Here is a 17,073-nt window from a genome sequence, read left to right on the forward strand (position 1 = left end):
GTTCCGGGGCACCCATGCCGGCCGTGCTGCCGGCCGCGGACAGGCGGGGTCCGGCTCCCCGGAAACTGCGTCGATCTGAGACAATCTAGGCATCATGGTCCGTGCTCCCCGTCTCGCGATACCGCGGGAAATCAAAGTCCTCATTGCCGCCGCTTTCGTGATCGCCCTGGGCTTCGGCCTCGTGGCGCCGGTGCTGCCGCAGTTCGCCCAAAGCTTCAACGTTGGCGTTGCCGCTTCCTCAGTCATCGTCAGCGCCTTCGCCTTCACCCGGCTGGTCTTCGCGCCGGCGGGCGGTGCGCTGCTGGAGAAGTTCGGCGAGCGCCCCGTCTACATCGCCGGACTGCTGATCGTTGCCGTCTCCACTGCCGCGTGCGCGTTTGCCGGCAGTTACTGGCAGCTGCTGATCTTCCGCGGCCTCGGCGGCATCGGATCCACCATGTTCACCATTTCGGCCATGGCCCTGATCATCCGCCTGGCCAAGCCCGCCGTCCGCGGCCGGGTGTCCAGCGCCTATGCTTCATCCTTCCTGCTGGGCAACATCGCCGGACCACTGGCCGGCGGGCTGCTGGCCGGGTTCGGCCTGCGCGTGCCGTTCCTCGTTTATGCGGGCGCGCTGGTGGTGGCGGCCGCCGTCGTCGCCATCCACCTCAAGGACGCGCGGCTGGAGAACGGCGGAACGAAGCCCGTCCCCCGTCCGGTCCTGACCGTCCGCGAAGCGCTGGGGGACTCCGCCTACCGGGCCGCGCTGGCCTCGAGCTTCGCCAACGGCTGGTCCTCCTTCGGCGTGCGCAACTCGCTGCTGCCCCTGTTCGCCGCGGCCGCCCTCACCGCCGGACCCGAAATCGCCGGGATCTCGCTGACCGCGTTCGCCGCCGGCACCGCCGTGGTGCTGACCTTCTCCGGGCGGCTGGCGGACAGCTGGGGGCGGCGGCCGCTGGTGCTCACCGGGCTGGCCGTCAACGCGCTGGCGACCGCGGCGATCGGGTTCAGCACCAACATCCCGATGTTCCTGGTGGTTTCCGCCATCGCGGGCATGGGCACCGGGCTCCTGAACCCGGCCCAGCAGGCCGCCGTCGCCGACGTCGTGGGCAACGACCGCAGCGGCGGAAAGGTCCTGGCGACGTTCCAGATGGCCAGCGACAGCGGTGCGATTGTCGGGCCCATCCTGGCCGGACTGCTGGCCGACCACCTGGGCTACAACTGGGCGTTCGGCGTCACCGGAGCCATCGTCATCATGGCGTGCTTCGCCTGGATCGGTGCGCGCGAAACGCTCGAACGGCCGGCCAGCGCACCCGCGGCCACGGTCCCGCCGGAAACGTCCCCGGATGCACCGGCCGCTGCACAACCTGCGCCCGGTGCGCCTGCGGCTCCCACCCGCACTACGATCGAGGAATGAAGCCTTTCCTGCTGCTGGCCTCCCGGGCCGAAGACGACGCCGCCGACGAAGAGTACGAAGCCTTCCTGCGCTTCGGGAACCTGGCGCCGGAGCAGCTGCACCGCGTCCGGCTCGAGGCCGGTCCCCTGCCCCGGATCGATCTGGAGGAGTACAGCGGGATTTTTGTCAGCGGCAGCCCGTTCAACGCCAGCGATCCGGAGAGCACCAAGTCGGCACTGCAGCTGCGTGTGGAGAGCGAGCTGGGCGCACTGCTCGACGACATCGTGGAGCGGGATTTTCCGTTCCTGGGCGCCTGCTACGGAGTGGGGACGCTGGGCCGGCACCAGGGCGCAACGGTGGACCGCCAGTTCGGCGAACCGGTCAGTGCCGTGGACATCAAGCTCACCGCTGAAGGGCGCCTGGATCCGCTGCTCGAGGGAGTTCCGGATTCCTTCACGGCGTTTGTCGGCCACCGCGAGGCCGTTTCGGCGCTGCCCCCTAAGGCGGTGAACCTGGCCGGCTCATCGTCCTGCCCGGTCCAGATGTTCCGGATCCGGGAGAACCTCTACGCCACGCAGTTCCATCCCGAGCTGGATGTTCCCGGGCTGCTGACCCGCATCACCGTCTACAAGGACGCCGGGTACTTCCCTCCCGAGGAAGCGGACAACGTCAGGGCCTCGGTGCGCGGGGTTCAGGTCAGCGTTCCGCCGCTGATCCTGCGCAACTTCGTGCTCCGCTACGCCCGCTGAGCCGGCGCTGAACCGGCGCTGAGCGGCAAGTCCCGTCCTAAGCGGCAGGCCCGGAGGCCTTGTCCAGCCGCTGGCTGATCACGGTGGAGACGCCGTCGCCCTGCATCGTGACCCCGTACAGCGCGTCGGCCACCTCCATGGTCCGCTTCTGGTGCGTGATCACGATCAGCTGGCTGGATTCCTTCAGCTCCTCGAAAATGGTGATCAGCCGCCCGAGGTTGGTGTCGTCCAGGGCTGCTTCCACCTCGTCCATCACGTAGAACGGCGAGGGCCGGGCCTTGAAGATGGCCACCAGCAGGGCCACCGCCGTCAGCGACCTTTCCCCGCCGGAGAGCAGCGACAGGCGCTTGATTTTCTTGCCCGCAGGCCGGGCCTGGATCTCGATGCCGGTGGTGAGCATGTTGTCCGGATCGGTGAGCACCAGCCGGCCCTCTCCGCCCGGGAACAGCGTGGCGAAGACGCGTTCGAACTGCACGGCAGTGTCCCGGTACGCCGCGCTGAAGACCTGCTCCACCTGCCGGTCCACATCCTTGATGATGTCCAGCAGATCGCGGCGGGTCGCCTTCAGATCCTCCAGCTGGGTGCTGAGGAAGGTGTGCCGTTCCTCCAGCGCCGCGAACTCCTCCAGGGCCAGCGGGTTGACCCGGCCCAGCGCGGCCAGGTCCCGCTCCGCCTGCTTCAGCCGCTTTTCCTGCGCCGCGCGGTGGTAGGGCACTCCGGCCAGGAGCGGATTCCCGGCGTCGTCCACCGGAACATGCAGCGCGTCCCATTTGTCGCCGACGGCTGCCCCCTCGGCCGGAACGGGCACCGGGACCGGCTGGTCGGGGCCGAACTCCGCCACCAGATGATCCGGGGTCAGTCCCAGTTCCTCAACGGCCCGGGTCTCCAGCGCCTCGACGCGCAGCTGCTGCTGGGCCCGCATCAGTTCATCGCGGTGCACCGAATCGGTGAGCCGGGCCACCTCGGCGCCGGCATCGGCCGCGGTGGTGCGGACAGCGGCCAGCTCCGCATCCCAGGCGGTGCGCACCGCCTCGGCATGGTCGCGCTCGGCAGCAGCCGCCTCGAGCGACACCTCCAGGAACCGCAGCGCCTCGCGGGCGGCGGAGGCAACAGCCGTGGCCTTCGCGGCCTGCAGGGCACGACGTCGGGCGCGCACCTCAGCGGCGGCGCGGGCCCGCCGTTCGCTTTCCGCCGCCCGTTCCAGTCCGGCGGCCCGGCCGGCCACCGCCTTGTGCTGTTCCTCGGCGGTGCGCAGGGCGAGCCGGGCGTCAGTTTCCGCCCGGCGGGCGGAGGCGGCAGCGAGCGCCAGCGCCTCGCGCTGTTCCGTTGACGGTTCGTCCTCCACCGGGGCCTCGGTGGCAGCGGCCAACCGGGCGGCGGCGGCGGCCAGCGCTTCCTGCTCAGCGGCAAGATTGCCCTCGGCCGCGTGCACCAGCCGCTGCAGGCGTTCGGATTCGCCGACGGCGGAGCGCAACGCCGAGCCGAGCGTGCCCAGCCGTTCGGCCACCGCAGCCAGCCGGGCGTCCGAGTCGTGCAGGTCCGCCAGCGCAGCATCGGTCCGCGCCTGGGCCGCGTCGCGGCGGGACACGGTTCCGGCAAGAGCGAAGCCCGCCTGTTCGGACCGGGCGGCAGCGGCGCGGATCCGCTCGTCGGTCTCGTCCACCGCGGCCTGCAGCTCCAGCAGCCCCGGCGCGGAGGCCGATCCGCCGCGGCCTTCGAAGGCGGAAAGGACCTCGCCCTCGAAGGTGACGGCTTTGAGCCCCGGGTGCGCGGAGAGCAGCTCTGCGGCGGACGCCAGGGAGTCCACGATGACCACGCCGTCCAGCAGCTCAGCGAGGGTGTGCCGCAGCGTGTCCGGCGCTTCCACCACGTCAGCGGCCCAGAGCGCGCCGTCGGCCAGGGCCGGACGGGCCCCGGCGGCCGTCGTCGTCGTCGGGCCGCCAACGCCGGCAACGCCGGCTGCCAGGACCAGGTCCACCTGCCCGCCGCCGGCCTCGCGCAGATGGGTCAGGGCGCGCACCGCGGCACCGGCGTCGGCCACCGCGACGGCGGCAGCCGCCGCGCCCAGCGCCGCCGTGACGGCACGTTCGCAGCCGGACCGGACGGTGAGCAGGGCCGCCAGCGGCGCCAGGACGCCGTCGAGCCCGGATTCGAGCAGCAGCGCGGAGCCGTCCCGGCGGTCCAACCCGACCCGCAGCGCATCCCGGCGCGCGGTGAGGGTTTCGCGTTCGCGCTCGGCTTCCTGCTTCGTCCGGCGCAGCTCCTCGAGCGCGGCCGCGGCGACGTCGAGCTCGGCCAGCGCGTCTTCGTATTCCGCGTCCAGCCCCTCCTCGCCCTCCTCAGCGCCCGCGGCTGAACTCTCCAGAGCCGTGAACTCCTGCTGGGCCTTCCGGCGCCGCTCCTCGCCTTCGGTGATGGAGGCGCGCAGCCGGCCCAGTTCCGCCTCGGCCGCATCCACCCGGGACCGGGCAGCGCCCACAGCGCCGGAGATCCGGGCCAGGCCCTCGCGCCGGTCCGCGGCGGCCCGCAGCACCGCGGCCAGCCGCTGCTCTTCGGCGGCGGCGGCGGCCTCGGCGGCGGCCCGGACCTCCTCGGCCTCCGCCAGGGCGCCGCGGCGCTCTTCGATGGTTTCCTGCAGGAGCGCGGCCTCGGTCCGGACCCGCTCCGCCTGCGCCCGCAGCCGTTCCGGGTCGGAGCCGGTAGCCTCGCGGTGTTCGGAGCTGCCCAGCAGGCGCCGTCGTTCCTCGGCCAGGGCCGCCAGCGACAGGTAGCGTTCCCGCAGCGAGGACAGCGCATACCAGGAGTCCCGGGCGGCGTTGACCCGGGGTGTGGCGGAGGCCGCGAGGCCCTCCAGCTCGGCCTGGCGGGCGCGGGCCGTGGCCAGCACCGCGGCTGCGGCGTCCCGGCGGGCCAGCAGGGCCGTCTCCTCGGCGGCGTCGCGGGCCAGGGTGCCGGTCAGGGTCACCAGGTCATCGGCGAGCAGCCGGGCCCGGGCGTCGCGGGCGTCCTGCTGCACGGTGCGGGCACGGCGCGCGACGGCGGCCTGCTTGCCCAGCGGCCCGAGCTGGCGGCGCAGTTCGGAGGTGAGGTCGGTCAGCCGGGACAGGTTGGCCTGCATGGCGTCCAGCTTGCGCACGGTTTTCTCCCGCCGGCGCCGGTGCTTGAGGATCCCCGCGGCCTCTTCGATGAAGCCGCGGCGCTCATCGGCGCCGGCGTGCAGGATCCGGTCCAGCTGGCCCTGGCCGACTATGACATGCATCTCACGCCCGAGCCCCGAATCGGAGAGCAATTCCTGAATATCGAGGAGCCTGACGGGGGCGCCGTTGATGGCGTATTCGGAGCCGCCGGACCGAAACAGGGTTCGCGAAATGGTCACTTCGGAGTATTCGATCGGCAGGGCGCCGTCGGCGTTGTCGATGGTCAGGGACACCTGGGCGCGGCCCAGCGCCGGACGCCCGCTGGTGCCGGCGAAAATGACGTCTTCCATCTTCCCGCCGCGCAGCGTCTTGGCGCCCTGCTCCCCCATCACCCAGGCCAGGGCGTCCACCACATTCGATTTTCCGGAGCCGTTCGGACCCACCACCGCGGTGACACCGGGTTCAAACTCAAACGTGGTTGCTGATGCGAAGGATTTAAATCCACGCATGGTCAGCGTCTTCAAATGCACGGGGGCCAATCTTTCCTGCAGTCGGGTGATTCCTTAAATCTACTTGGTGCCTGAGACTTAACTGCAGTACTCGCAGAGCGTAATCCCGGCTTCCGAGTCCCTTGCGTCCCACGGGGACCGTAGGATTCTCTAAGGAACAAGTGAATCAAAGACGTGGATGCAGGCTCCCCCCAGCCCGCCAGCGCGATCACTTCAGCAGGAGACAAGGCAGGCATTTTGACCGGGAACTTCAACTTCCAGCACGAAAACACGGCCCTTCTCAGCGTCACCAGCGTTGAAGCACCGGTAGTTATGACGTCAGCCCAGTTCGACGAACGGCTCGCGCCGTCGCTGAAACGGCTTCGACTCTCCAAGCGACTCCTGGAACGGGTGGCCGGAGTGAGCGAGAGGCGCTGGTGGTCCCCGGGCACCGAGTTCGACGACGCCGCGATCGAGGCGGGCGCAAAGGCCATCGCCGAAGCGGGGGTCGAGCCCTCGGAAATCGGGCTGCTGATCAACACCTCGGTCACCCGGCGGAACCTTGAGCCCTCGGTGGCGGTGAAAATCCACAACGCCCTGGGCCTGCCGTCCTCGGCCCTGAACTTCGACCTGGCCAACGCCTGCCTCGGTTTCGTCAACGGCATGACCCTGGCCGCGAACATGATCGAATCGGGCCAGATCAAGTACGCCCTGATTGTTGCCGGCGAAGACGCCCAGAGCACGCAGGAAGCCACCTTCCGCCGCCTGAACAGCCCCGATTCCACGCGTGAGGATTACCTGCGCGAGTTCGCCACCCTGACCCTGGGCTCAGGTGCCGCCGCAGCCGTCATCGGCCGCGCCGACGAAAATCCGGGCTCGCACCGCATCATCGGCGGCGTGTCCCGTGCCGGCACCGAGCACCATGAACTGTGCGTGGGCGGCGTCGACGGCATGTACACCGACACCAAGGGCCTGCTCGACGGCGGCTTGGAACTGGTCGTCAACGCCTGGGACGAGGCGCATGAGAAGGGCTGGAACTGGCGCTCCATGGACCGCTACGTCACCCACCAAGTGTCCAACTCCTACACCAACGCCATCATCAAGGCCGTGGACCTGGTCCGCGACCGGGTGCCGATCACGTTCCCGCGCTGGGGCAACGTGGGCCCGGCATCGCTGCCGATGACGCTGGCCCAGGAATCGCGCACCCTGAACCCCGGAGACCGCGTCCTGTGCATGGGCGTGGGGTCGGGACTGAACACCATGATGATGGAGATTGCCTGGTGACCGAGCTGTGGCCCGGCGTCCCGGAGTCCTGGTCTTCCCTCGTCCAGGTTCCTTCGACGGCGGCGGTTGACCGTCCCGGAACCATCCACAAGTGGCATCTGCTCGACAACGGCCCGGACCTCGCGGCCCGCGGCGTCGAGCCGGCCGGCACCCTGCTCTGCGTGCACGGCAACCCCACCTGGTCCTATCTCTGGCGCACCCTGCTCGCCGCCGGCTCCGCCGCGGACCGGCCGTGGCGCGTCGTCGCCGTCGACCAGCTGGACATGGGCTTCTCCGCCCGCACCGGCGCGTTCCGCCGGCTCGAGGACCGCATCACCGACCTCGGCGACCTCACCGCCGCGCTGGAACTGACCGGCAAGGTTGTCACTGTGGGCCATGACTGGGGCGGCCTCATTTCGCTGGGCTGGGCGCTGCGGCACCGCAGCCAGCTCTCCGGCGTCGTCCTCACCAACACCGCCGTGCACCCCGCCGGGTTCGACATTCCCCCGGCGCTGCGCCTGGCCCTGCATCCGGCCGTTCACGGCTGGGGCACGCAGACCACCGATGCCTTTATCCGCGTCACCCATGCCCTGGCCCAGCCCGCGCTGGCGAAGGACGTCCGGAGCACTTTCGCGGCTCCGTACCGCGGCGCCGACCGGCGGCAGGGCGTCGCGAACTTCGTGGCCGACATTCCGGCCGAGTCCAGCCATCCGAGCTGGCGCACCCTGAACCGGGTGGCCGAGGGCATCCGACGCCTGGACGTGCCGGCGCTGATGCTGTGGGGGCCGAAGGACCCGGTGTTCTCCGACCGCTATCTGCGGGATCTGATGGACCGCCTGCCGCAGGCCGACGTGCACCGCTTCGAAGGCGCCAGCCACCTGCTGCCCGAAGACGTGGACATCACCGCGCCGATCTTCGACTGGCTCCGCCGGGGTCCGGGCACCGGGAACTCCGAGCTGCGCAGCCGCGCTGCGGCCGGCCTGTCGGTCTTCCGGCCCATGCTGGCTGAACTGGACGAGCGCGACGGCGACAACTCGGCCGCCGTCGTCGACATGGCGCCGCTGGGCGCACCGGAGGGCAGCGCCCCGGCCACCCTGTCCTGGACCGAGCTGGCCAGCCGCGTCAACCGGCTGGCCGCCGGGCTCTCCGCCGCCGGCGTCCGCCCCGGAGACCGCGTCAACCTGCTGGTGCCGCCGGGCATTGAACTCACCTCGCTGATCTACGCCTGCCTGCGGCTGGGCGCCGTGATCGTCGTCGCCGACGCCGGGCTGGGCACCAAGGGCCTGGGCCGCGCCATCAAGGGCGCCGGACCGAAGTTCATCATCGGCATCGAACGTGCCCTGACGGGCGCCCGCATCTTCGGCTGGCCGGGCACCCGGATCAGCGTGCAGACGCTCTCCCCCGCCAAGGCCCGCCTGCTGGGAGTGACGCACTCTGTCCCCGAGCTCATCGCCGCCGGCGAGAACGCCGACGTGCCGTGGCGGCGGGAGGATCCCGACGCCGACGCCGCGGTGCTCTTCACCTCCGGCTCCACCGGACCGGCCAAGGGCGTTGTCTACACGCACCGGCAGCTCACCGCCATGCGCGATGCGCTCAAGAACACCTACAACCTGCAGGCCGGCACGTCGCTGGTGGCCGGGTTTGCACCGTTCGCGCTGCTCGGCCCGGCACTGGGCGCCACCTCCGTCACCCCCGACATGGACGTCACCTCACCCCGCACGCTGACCGCCTCGGCACTGGCGGACGCCGCTGCCGCCGTCGGCGCGACCACCGTGTTCGCGTCTCCGGCCGCCCTGGTCAACGTGCTGGCGACTTCCGGGGAGCTGGATCCGGACCAGCGCAAGGCCCTGGCCCGGGTGGAGCTGCTGCTCTCGGCCGGCGCGCCGATTCCGGAGCCGCTGCTGGCCCGGGTCTCCGCCCTGGCACCCAATGCGGAACTGCACACCCCCTACGGCATGACCGAGGCCCTGCCGATCACCGACATCAGCCTGGACGGCATTCGGGCCGCGGGTGCCGGCAACGGCGTCTGCGTCGGCACCCCGGTCTCCGGCGCCCTGGTGGCCATCGCCGCACTGGCACCGGACGGCAGCGTGGGCGACACCCCGCTGGACGCCCCGGGCATCACCGGTGAAATCCTGGTCTCCGCCCCGCACGTCAAGGACCGCTACGACCGGCTGTGGATCACCGAGTCCAAGAGCGCGTCGCTGCCCGGCTGGCACCGCACCGGCGATGTCGGACACCTCGACGAGCAGGGCCGGCTCTGGGTCGAAGGCCGGCTCGGGCACATCCTCACCACGCCCGACGGCGTAGTCACCCCGGTGGCCGCCGAACAGGCCGCGGAGTCCGTGGCCGGCGTCGGGCGCGCCGCCGTCGTCGGCGTCGGTCCGGCCGGAAGCCAGGTTCCGGTGGCCGTGCTGGAGCTGGAGGAACCGGTGCGACGCGCCGGCACCGCAGCCCCGGAGCTGACCGCCGCCGTGCGGGCCGCGGTGTCCGCGGATGCCGCGGCGGGTGCCGGGCTGGATCTGGCCGCCGTGCTGGTTCTGCCGGCGATGCCCACTGACATCCGGCACAACTCAAAGATTGACCGCACCGCGCTGGCGGCGTGGGCCGAGCAGATCCTGGCCGGCGGCAAGGCGCGCGTGCCCGGGATGGGCGGACGCAAGTGAAGCCCGCGGGGTCGTCGGAAGCTGCGCGGCGCGTCCTGGTAACCGGCGCCAGCGGGCTGCTCGGCGGCGCCGTCGCGCGGCTGCTGGCCGAAAAGGGCCACACCGTCCGCACGCTGCAGCGCACTCCGCTGTCCCCGTCCGGTCCCTCCTCAGCGGGTTCGGCGCCCGAGTCGATCGCCGGCTCCGTCTCCGACCCCGACGCCGCAGCCCGCGCCGTCGATGGGATGGACGCCGTCGTGCACCTGGCCGCGAAAGTGTCCTTCACCGGCGCGTGGCAGGACTTCGTGGACACCAACATCACCGGCACCCGCACCCTGATCAATGCGGCTCGGGCAGCCGGCGTCCGGGACTTCGTCTTTGTCTCCTCGCCCTCGGTGGCGCACTTCGGCGAGCCGATCGCCGGAGCCGATGCCGGCACCGCGGATCCGGACCGGGCCCGCGGTTTCTACGCCCGGTCCAAGGCAGCCGCCGAGCTGCTCGCCCTGGCGGAGGACTCCCCCGGGTTCCGGGTCGGTGCGATCCGTCCGCACATTGTCTGGGGCCCCGGCGACACCCAGCTCGTGGAGCGGGTGATCGACCGCGCCCGGGCCGGCCGGCTGCCGCTGCTCGACGGCGGCACCGCCCTGATCGACACCACCTACATCGTCAATGCCGCGGCGGCCATTGTCCGCGGGCTGGAGCGGATGGATTACGCCCACGGGCAGGCCTTGGTGGTCACCAACGGCCAGCCGCGTCCGGTCGGTGAGCTGATCGCCGGCATCTGCACCGCCGCCGGCGTCTCCGCTCCGGCCTGGGGTGTGCCCGGTTGGTTGGCCCGCGGCGCCGGCTCGGTGATCGAGCGGGCCTGGCTGTCCGCCGGAAGCCGCGGCCTGGTGCACGACGAACCGCCCATGACCCGGTTCCTGGCCGAGCAGCTGTCCACCTCCCACTGGTTCGACCAGCGCCGCACCCGCGAAGTGCTGGACTGGACGCCGGAGGTTACGGTGGAGGACGGCATGCGCCGGCTCGCCGCCCACTACGGCGGAACCGCGGCCTAGCAGCCGCGTCGTCACCGTCGGTTTTGTTACCGCCGAGTTAGTCACCGTCGATTTCGTTACCGCCGATTCACAGCAGAGGAACTCCCATGGACAGCGTCAAGGTTATCGAGAACTGGCCGGTGGAGCATGCCTCCGCCGCCGTCGTGCTGGCGGACGGCAGTGTGGCCGGAACGCACGGCGACGTTGAGCGGCGCTATCCGCTGGCTTCGGTGACCAAGCTCCTGACGGCGTACAGCATGCTGGTTGCGCTGGATGAGGGGGCGCTGGAACTGGATCAGCCGGCCGGGCCCGAGGGATCGACGGTGCGGCACCTGCTGGCGCACAGCGCCGGCTACGACTTTGCCGAACGCACCGTCCGCTACGCCCCGGGCACCCGGCGGCTGTACTCCAACGCCGGATTCGAGGTGCTCGGCGAAACCTTGGAGGAGGCCACCGGCATTTCCATGGCTGACTACCTGCACGACGGCGTCCTCGCTCCCCTGGGGATGAACTCCACCGCATTGGAGGGTTCGCCGGCCGCCGGCGCGGTGTCGACGGTGGCTGACCTCGGCCGTTTCGCCGCGGAGCTGCAGCAGCCGGTGCTCACCGCACCGGGCCGGCTGGCCGAAGCAACGACGGTGGTGTTCCCCGGCCTGGCCGGCGTGCTTCCCGGCTTCGGCCGGCAGAAGGAGAACGACTGGGGGCTGGGCTTCGAAATCCGCAACTCCAAGTCTCCGCACTGGACCGGAGCCAACAGCTCGCCGCGCACCTTCGGGCACTTCGGCCAGTCCGGAACGTTCCTGTGGGTCGATCCCGACGCCGGCGCTGCGGCAGTGGCCCTGACCGACCGCGACTTTGGGCCCTGGGCTGCCGAGGTCTGGCCGCCGTTCACCGACGGCGTGCTCGCGGAGCTCCGCGGCGCGTAACCTATGCCGCCGGAGCTGCACACTCGGTCCCGCCACAACGCCGATAGCGCACGTATGGCGGGTTCCAGGGCGACACCCCGGCCGAAAGTGCACATATGGCGGGATCCAGCCGGAAATAGCCGCCAAAGCTGCACTCTCGGTGCAGCCCATGCCCACCTAAGCCACCGGAGCTGCACACTCGGGCAACCAGCGGCCAGCCGGCGAAGCGCACAGCAACCCCGCGCACCAAACCCCGCACGCCAACACGCACTCGGCGCAAGCAAGAGACCGAGACGAATCCCCTACCAGCGGCCGTTGCGCGGCCGCGGCTGGCACACCGGACAGCTGTACGAGGAGCGGTTCATGAAGGAATCGCGCCGGATCAGGGTGGAGAGCCCGACGGCGGCGCAGCGCGGACACGGTTCGCCCTCCCGGCCGTAGGCATTCAGTGACCGGGAGAAGTATCCCGAGGCGCCGTTGACGTTGACGTACAGGGAGTCGAAGCTGGTGCCGCCGGCGGCCAGGGCGCGGGTCATGACGTCGCGGGCGGACTCAACCAGGCGCAGGGCGTCGGACCGGCGCATGGTTTCTGCCGGGCGGGCGAAATGCAGCTTGGCAGCCCAGAGCGCCTCGTCGGCGTAAATGTTCCCGACGCCGGAGATCAGCCCCTGGTCCAGCAGAGCACGCTTGATGCCGGTGCGGCGTTTGCGCAGCCGGACATAAAACTCGTCGAAGGAGAACGCCGGGTCCAGCGGATCGCGGGCAATGTGCGCGGCTTCCTCCGGGACCAGCGGCAGCCCGGTTTCCGAGAGTCCGCCGGGGGCGCCGTCGGGCGTCGGGCGCAGATCGGTGAGGAAAACGCCGCCGAAAATGCGCTGGTCCACAAACCGCAGCTCCGCGGGCATCGGCGTTCCGTCTGCGGAAACGGCAGGGCTGAGCGTGAGGCGGACCTTGAGGTGTTTCTCGTCGGGCAGGTGCGGATCTTCCATCAGCAGCTGCCCGCTCATGCCCAGGTGGGCCATCAGCGCGAGCCGGGGAACGACGTCGTCGGCTGAGGAGATGGAGCGCGCACCGGCCGCCGGCGAAGCGGAGGAGGAAGCGGACGGAACGGAGGAAGACTCCACCAGCGGCAGCCAGAGGAACTTGCCGCGGCGCGCCACGTCGGTGACCACGGCGCCTTCGAGGTTGCCGCGCAGGTCCTCGGGTCCGGCAGCGTGGCGCCGCACGGAGCGGGGATCGAGGATTTCGACGCCGGTGATGGTCCGGCCGCGGACCCATAAGGCCAGTCCGCGGCGGACCACTTCCACTTCGGGCAGTTCGGGCACGGAGCTAGGCTCCGGCGGCCGCGGAGCTGCCGGTGGGGCGCACCATCTTCCAGGTCGCGGCGGCAGCTTCCTGCTCCGCTTCCTTCTTGGAGTGTCCGGTGCCGGTGCCGTAGGGCTTGTCGCCGATGTGAAGCACGGCAACGAAGCTGCGGGAATGATCGGGGCCGGAGCCGGTGACCTTGTATTCTATGTCGCCGAGCTTTCGGCTGGCCGCGATCTCCTGGATGCTGGTTTTCCAGTCGGTGCCGGCGCCCAGGGCGTCGGCGTTGCGCAGCAGCGGCCCGATCAGTCGCATCACCATGGCCCGGGCGGTTTCAATCCCGTGGCAGAGGTAGACGGCGCCGATCAGGGCTTCGGTGGTGTCCGCGAGGATCGAGGACTTGTCCCGGCCCTTGGTGAGTTTCTCACCCTGGCCGAGCAGAATGTACTGGCCCAGTTCCAGTTCGCGGGCCACGCCGGCCAACGCGCGGGTGCTGACGACGGCGGACCGGCGCTTGGCCAGTTCGCCCTCGGACAGTTCCGGGTTGTCCCGGTACAGCGCATCCGTGACGGAAAAGCCCAGGATGGAGTCACCCAGGAACTCAAGGCGTTCGTTCGTGGGGATGCCGCCCTGCTCGTAAGCGTAGGAGCGGTGCGTTAGGGCAAGACGAAGCGTCCCGGCGTCGATATCGACACCGAGACGCTTCAGAAGCTCTTCAGTATTCTTCACTTTTTGGTTTTGACCCGAAAAGCAGCATTCATTTTCCTGTCCGGCACGCCGTGCAGGAAAGGAACACTGATTTAGACGTCCGCTACCTTGCGGCCCTTGTATTCAAGGAACAGCGCGGTACCAGCTGAGTCGGTCACGACCTTGGCCTGGTGAGGCAGGCTGTAGGTAACGCGGCCGTTTTCAACGGTTTTCACCAGGTTGGGGGCAGTTGCCTTCCACTGGGACCGGCGTGCACGCGTATTCGAGCGGGACATTTTCCGCTTGGGAACAGCCACGACTAACTCTCTTCTCTCTCGTCTGACTCTGTACTTGTTGCCGCAGAATTGTCTGCGACGCTGCCAGCCAGCCCGGAGAGGGCTGCCCAGCGAGGATCCACTGTTTGGTGGTGGTGACCCGGATCCTCCTCAAGGCGCGCTCCGCATTCGGAGCAAAGGCCTTCGCAGTCCTCCCGGCACACCGGCTGGAACGGCAGGGTGGTGACCACTGCGTCCCGCAAAACCGGCTCAAGATCGATGACATCTCGCTCGATCCGGTGTTGCTCTTCTTCCTCTTCTGTTCCGAAAGACTCAGCGTCCTCGTAGTAGAAGAGTTCCTGCACATCGACTTCTTCGTCGTACGCGATGGGCTTCAGGCACCGTCCGCATTCTCCCTGAACAGGAGCGATGACGGTTCCGGATACCAAAATCCCCTCGTGCACGGCTTCGAACCTCAGGTCCAGATCGAGATCTGTTCCTTCCGGCACGCCGATAAGCGCAACACCGAAGTCCTTCGGTGCCGGAACATGTTCCTGCATTGTCCGCATAACACCCGGGCTGCGCCCGAGATCCTTGACGCTGATGGCCAAGGGCGACGAACCCGGATAAATCCGCGACTGAACGCTAATGAGAACTCCTGTAGAACATAGACCGACATATCATCTTAGCCTGATACGGCCGATTCTCTCAAACTGCGCCGCACCTTCCCTCAGATCGAGGCAGGGCACGGGCTGCTCATTCCAGTTTACAGGCCGCAGCGCCGGAGGTTTACCGAACGGCCCCTTCAGCGCGCATAAACTGTCAGGATGCTTCCCTCTCTCCGCGCCCTGCCGCACCGCCTGGTGGTCCGGCTCCAGCGCGGAGTGCCGCGCCGCGTGGACGTGGCCGTCACCGTCTTTTTCTCCGCGCTGCTGATCTGGCTCTTCGCTGCGGTCAACCTCTTTTATTACCCGCAGGTGCACGAGCCGGCGCAGGCCGACGCCGTAGTGGTGCTCGCCGGGGCCGCTGCGGAGCGCCTGCCGGTGGGCCGGGAGCTGGCGGCCGAGGGGTACGCCCCCGAGCTGGTGCTTTCCAGCACCGATACCCGCGGCAACCTGATCACCGATCTGTACTGCGACTACACCGCCGGCGACACCGTCAGCGAGGATCCCGCCAGTGCGGCGGTGACCTGCTTCTTTCCGGAACCGATGACCACCCGCGGCGAGGCGCGCACCATTGCGCGGCTGGCCGCCGACAACGGCTGGGACAACCTGATTGTGGTCACCTCCCGCTATCACCTGCTGCGCTCGGAAACCAACATCAGCCAGTGCACGACGGCGAACCTCACCATGGTGCCCTCCGATCCCGAACTTTCCCCCGGGCAGTGGCTGGGCAGGTTTGCCGAGGAGACCGGCGGGCTCGCCGCCGCGGTGCTGCGGCCCACCTGCGCGAGCAGGATTTAGCGCCGGCTCAGCGGCGACTCAGCGCTGAAGCACCGGCAGCGGAAACGCCTCCAGCAACGCGTCCAGCGCGATCTGCAGCCGCGGAAGCGTTGCGGTGCGGGCCAGCTGCACCGGGTCCAGCGTGCGCGCCTGTGCCGCGGTGATGCTGACGGCCGACACCGCCGCTGCCTCCAGGGTGGTGAAGAAGTCCCGGAACTTGAACGTGTCCCCGGCAATCACGGCATCCTCGATCCGCACCCAGACCCACGGCACCCCGTAGGCCTGGGCCACGATGATTCCGTGCAGCGAGCTGGAAATGCAGGCCCGGGCGCCGGCCACTTCCCGCACCACCTGTTCCAGACCCTGGCGGGCATCCACGACGTGGACCCGGTCCTCCCCCGGCCCGCCGCGGTTGTCGGAATCCCCGAGGAGCCCGCGGTGATCGAGGTGCGGCAGCACCGCCACCTTGCCCTGGGACGGCTGGCCGTCCGGGACCGGCAGGAAGCGCGGCAGCAGCAGAGCAGGGTCGCCGTAGATTTCCGGCACGCTCCAGCCCAGCTGCGAGCGCAGCTCTGCGCCGGTAAGCTCTCCGCGCACCGCGTGGATCCGGATACCGCGCAGTCCCGCCAGGCGCTCCGCAGCGGCCGGGGCCAGCGGCGCCATCAGGCCCGCGCCCCACACCCGGGTGCCGTCCTGCTCCAGCCAGCCGGCGGTCGAGCCGACGGCCACCAGCGGAGGGTCGGCAAGGTTTCGCCTCCAGCCGTTGACCGGGGTCCTCCCGGTCAGCCTGCGCACCAGCCAGGGCCCGACGGCGTCGCCGAAGTTGGCGCGTTCATCCCACCAGAGCAGGTTCACGCAGTTCTCCGGAACCTCCCTGCCGCCGGCGGCGACCGCCGCAGCCGGCGCCAGCAGCCCGGGCAGCCGTCGTCGCACATCCTCGACCGCAGCCCGTTGCTGCTCCGCCGGCGCGCCGGGTGGCAGGCGGTGCAGCAGGTGCCGTTCGGTGCCCGGTCCGGGAGTTGTCTCCCCAGGTGCGCCCGTCGTCGTGTCCAGGCGAATCAGGTCCGCGTGCCCGATCAGGGCGCTGCGCAGCAGGACCGCTTCCGGCGCCGACTCCGGGTCGCATCCGTCCGCGGCATTAGCGGCATCAGCGGCCCGCACCGACACCGCACTTCCGGAGCCGCTGCCGTCCCGCACCAGTTCAACGGCAAAGCGGTAACCGCCCGTCTCGACGATTTCCCCGGATAGGTCCCTCGGCACGGGTTAGGCCCCTTGGGCCTGCTGCAGCCGCCGGTAAGCGGCGCGGGGCACCAGTTCGTTGACGTCGCCGCCGAGCGCCGAAACTTCCTTGATCAGGGTGGAGGACAGGTGCGTGTAGCGGCTTTCGGCCGGCAGGAACACGGTTTCGACGCCGGTGAGGTGACGGTTCATGACGGCCATCGGCAGTTCGTACTGGTAGTCCTGAACCGAGCGCAGGCCCTTCACGATGGCGTCCACGCCGTGCTCGCGGCAGAAATCGGCCAAGAGTCCGTCGCCCATCGGCAGCACTGAGACTCCGCGCAGGGCACCCAGGGTTTCCCGGGCCATGGCCAGGCGTTCCGGGCCGGAAAACTGGTACTTCTTGGCGTAGTTGGTGGACACCGCCACGATCACTTCATCAAAGAGACTGGCCGCACGCGCGATCACCTCTACGTGTCCGTTGTGGATGGGGTCATAGGATCCGGGGCATACAGCGCGTCGCATAGGTCGAATCTACCCGGTCAAA

14 protein-coding genes are annotated in these 17,073 nt (G+C 69.8%); 7 read left to right on the top strand and 7 right to left on the bottom strand.

The window, feature by feature from the left end; genetic code table 11:
- Positions 1-94: 94 nt before the first annotated feature.
- Together QNO08_RS11645 and QNO08_RS11650 are read left to right on the top strand one after the other, a co-directional pair.
- Complete coding sequence (locus QNO08_RS11645; RefSeq protein WP_229965340.1) at positions 95-1,396, top strand: MFS transporter; 1,302 nt, start codon at positions 95-97, stop codon at positions 1,394-1,396.
- On the top strand, positions 1,393-2,124 hold the full coding sequence (locus QNO08_RS11650) for a glutamine amidotransferase (RefSeq protein WP_229965339.1): 732 nt from the start codon (positions 1,393-1,395) through the stop codon (positions 2,122-2,124). The genes QNO08_RS11645 and QNO08_RS11650 overlap by 4 nt, the downstream gene beginning before the upstream one ends.
- Before the next feature lie 37 nt (positions 2,125-2,161).
- On the opposite strand, the gene smc is transcribed toward QNO08_RS11650, so the two are convergent.
- Positions 2,162-5,791: a chromosome segregation protein SMC gene (gene smc, locus QNO08_RS11655; protein ID WP_229965338.1), complete on the bottom strand. Its 3,630-nt coding sequence runs from the start codon at positions 5,789-5,791 to the stop codon at positions 2,162-2,164.
- A 216-nt stretch (positions 5,792-6,007) separates the two neighbouring features.
- Between smc and QNO08_RS11660 the strand changes: the two genes are divergently transcribed.
- The 4 genes from QNO08_RS11660 to QNO08_RS11675 all read left to right on the top strand — a co-directional run bounded on the left by QNO08_RS11660 (position 6,008) and on the right by QNO08_RS11675 (position 11,620).
- Positions 6,008-7,033: a 3-oxoacyl-ACP synthase III gene (locus QNO08_RS11660; protein WP_229965337.1), complete on the top strand. Its 1,026-nt coding sequence runs from the start codon at positions 6,008-6,010 to the stop codon at positions 7,031-7,033.
- Positions 7,027-9,678 (top strand): alpha/beta fold hydrolase, encoded by a 2,652-nt coding sequence (locus QNO08_RS11665; protein WP_229965366.1) that lies wholly within the window; start codon positions 7,027-7,029, stop codon positions 9,676-9,678. Before QNO08_RS11660 ends, QNO08_RS11665 begins: the two co-directional genes overlap by 7 nt.
- A complete protein-coding gene (locus QNO08_RS11670) occupies positions 9,675-10,715 on the top strand; it encodes an NAD-dependent epimerase/dehydratase family protein (RefSeq protein ID WP_229965336.1) in 1,041 nt (346 codons plus the stop codon). Before QNO08_RS11665 ends, QNO08_RS11670 begins: the two co-directional genes overlap by 4 nt.
- Positions 10,716-10,801: 86 nt before the next feature.
- Complete coding sequence (locus QNO08_RS11675; RefSeq protein WP_229965335.1) at positions 10,802-11,620, top strand: serine hydrolase domain-containing protein; 819 nt, start codon at positions 10,802-10,804, stop codon at positions 11,618-11,620.
- A gap of 281 nt (positions 11,621-11,901) precedes the next feature.
- On the opposite strand, the gene mutM is transcribed toward QNO08_RS11675, so the two are convergent.
- From mutM to QNO08_RS11695, 4 genes are all read right to left on the bottom strand, one after another.
- On the bottom strand, positions 11,902-12,924 hold the full coding sequence (gene mutM / locus QNO08_RS11680; protein ID WP_229965334.1) for a bifunctional DNA-formamidopyrimidine glycosylase/DNA-(apurinic or apyrimidinic site) lyase: 1,023 nt from the start codon (positions 12,922-12,924) through the stop codon (positions 11,902-11,904).
- Between the two features lie 4 nt (positions 12,925-12,928).
- The gene (gene rnc / locus QNO08_RS11685; RefSeq protein WP_229965333.1) at positions 12,929-13,633 is read right to left on the bottom strand and encodes a ribonuclease III; all 705 of its coding nucleotides are present in this window, start codon (positions 13,631-13,633) and stop codon (positions 12,929-12,931) included.
- Positions 13,634-13,704: 71 nt separating this feature from the next.
- On the bottom strand, positions 13,705-13,908 hold the full coding sequence (rpmF, locus tag QNO08_RS11690; RefSeq protein WP_055240805.1) for a 50S ribosomal protein L32: 204 nt from the start codon (positions 13,906-13,908) through the stop codon (positions 13,705-13,707).
- A gap of 2 nt (positions 13,909-13,910) precedes the next feature.
- Positions 13,911-14,477 carry a YceD family protein gene (locus QNO08_RS11695; RefSeq protein WP_229965332.1) on the bottom strand — a complete coding sequence of 189 codons (567 nt, stop codon included), beginning with the start codon at positions 14,475-14,477 and terminating at the stop codon, positions 13,911-13,913.
- 216 nt (positions 14,478-14,693) lie between these two features.
- Between QNO08_RS11695 and QNO08_RS11700 the strand changes: the two genes are divergently transcribed.
- Positions 14,694-15,329, top strand: coding sequence for a YdcF family protein (locus QNO08_RS11700; RefSeq protein ID WP_229965331.1), 636 nt, complete (start codon positions 14,694-14,696; stop codon positions 15,327-15,329).
- An 18-nt stretch (positions 15,330-15,347) separates the two neighbouring features.
- On the opposite strand, the gene QNO08_RS11705 is transcribed toward QNO08_RS11700, so the two are convergent.
- On the bottom strand, positions 15,348-16,568 hold the full coding sequence (locus QNO08_RS11705; protein ID WP_229965330.1) for a polysaccharide pyruvyl transferase family protein: 1,221 nt from the start codon (positions 16,566-16,568) through the stop codon (positions 15,348-15,350).
- A 3-nt stretch (positions 16,569-16,571) separates the two neighbouring features.
- Positions 16,572-17,051 carry a pantetheine-phosphate adenylyltransferase gene (gene coaD / locus QNO08_RS11710; protein ID WP_229965329.1) on the bottom strand — a complete coding sequence of 160 codons (480 nt, stop codon included), beginning with the start codon at positions 17,049-17,051 and terminating at the stop codon, positions 16,572-16,574.
- Between the last annotated feature and the right edge of the window lie 22 nt (positions 17,052-17,073).

It is taken from the genome of Arthrobacter sp. zg-Y820 (assembly GCF_030142155.1).
In the GTDB taxonomy this organism is placed as follows: domain Bacteria; phylum Actinomycetota; class Actinomycetes; order Actinomycetales; family Micrococcaceae; genus Arthrobacter_B.

Coding starts and splice junctions, on each gene's coding strand:
- QNO08_RS11645 (WP_229965340.1), top strand. CDS start 95: ATGGTCCGTGCTCCCCGTCTCGCGATACCGCGGGAAATCAAAGTCCTC.
- QNO08_RS11650 (WP_229965339.1), top strand. CDS start 1,393: ATGAAGCCTTTCCTGCTGCTGGCCTCCCGGGCCGAAGACGACGCCGCC.
- QNO08_RS11675 (WP_229965335.1), top strand. CDS start 10,802: ATGGACAGCGTCAAGGTTATCGAGAACTGGCCGGTGGAGCATGCCTCC.
- QNO08_RS11700 (WP_229965331.1), top strand. CDS start 14,694: ATGCTTCCCTCTCTCCGCGCCCTGCCGCACCGCCTGGTGGTCCGGCTC.
- coaD (WP_229965329.1), bottom strand. CDS start 17,051: ATGCGACGCGCTGTATGCCCCGGATCCTATGACCCCATCCACAACGGA.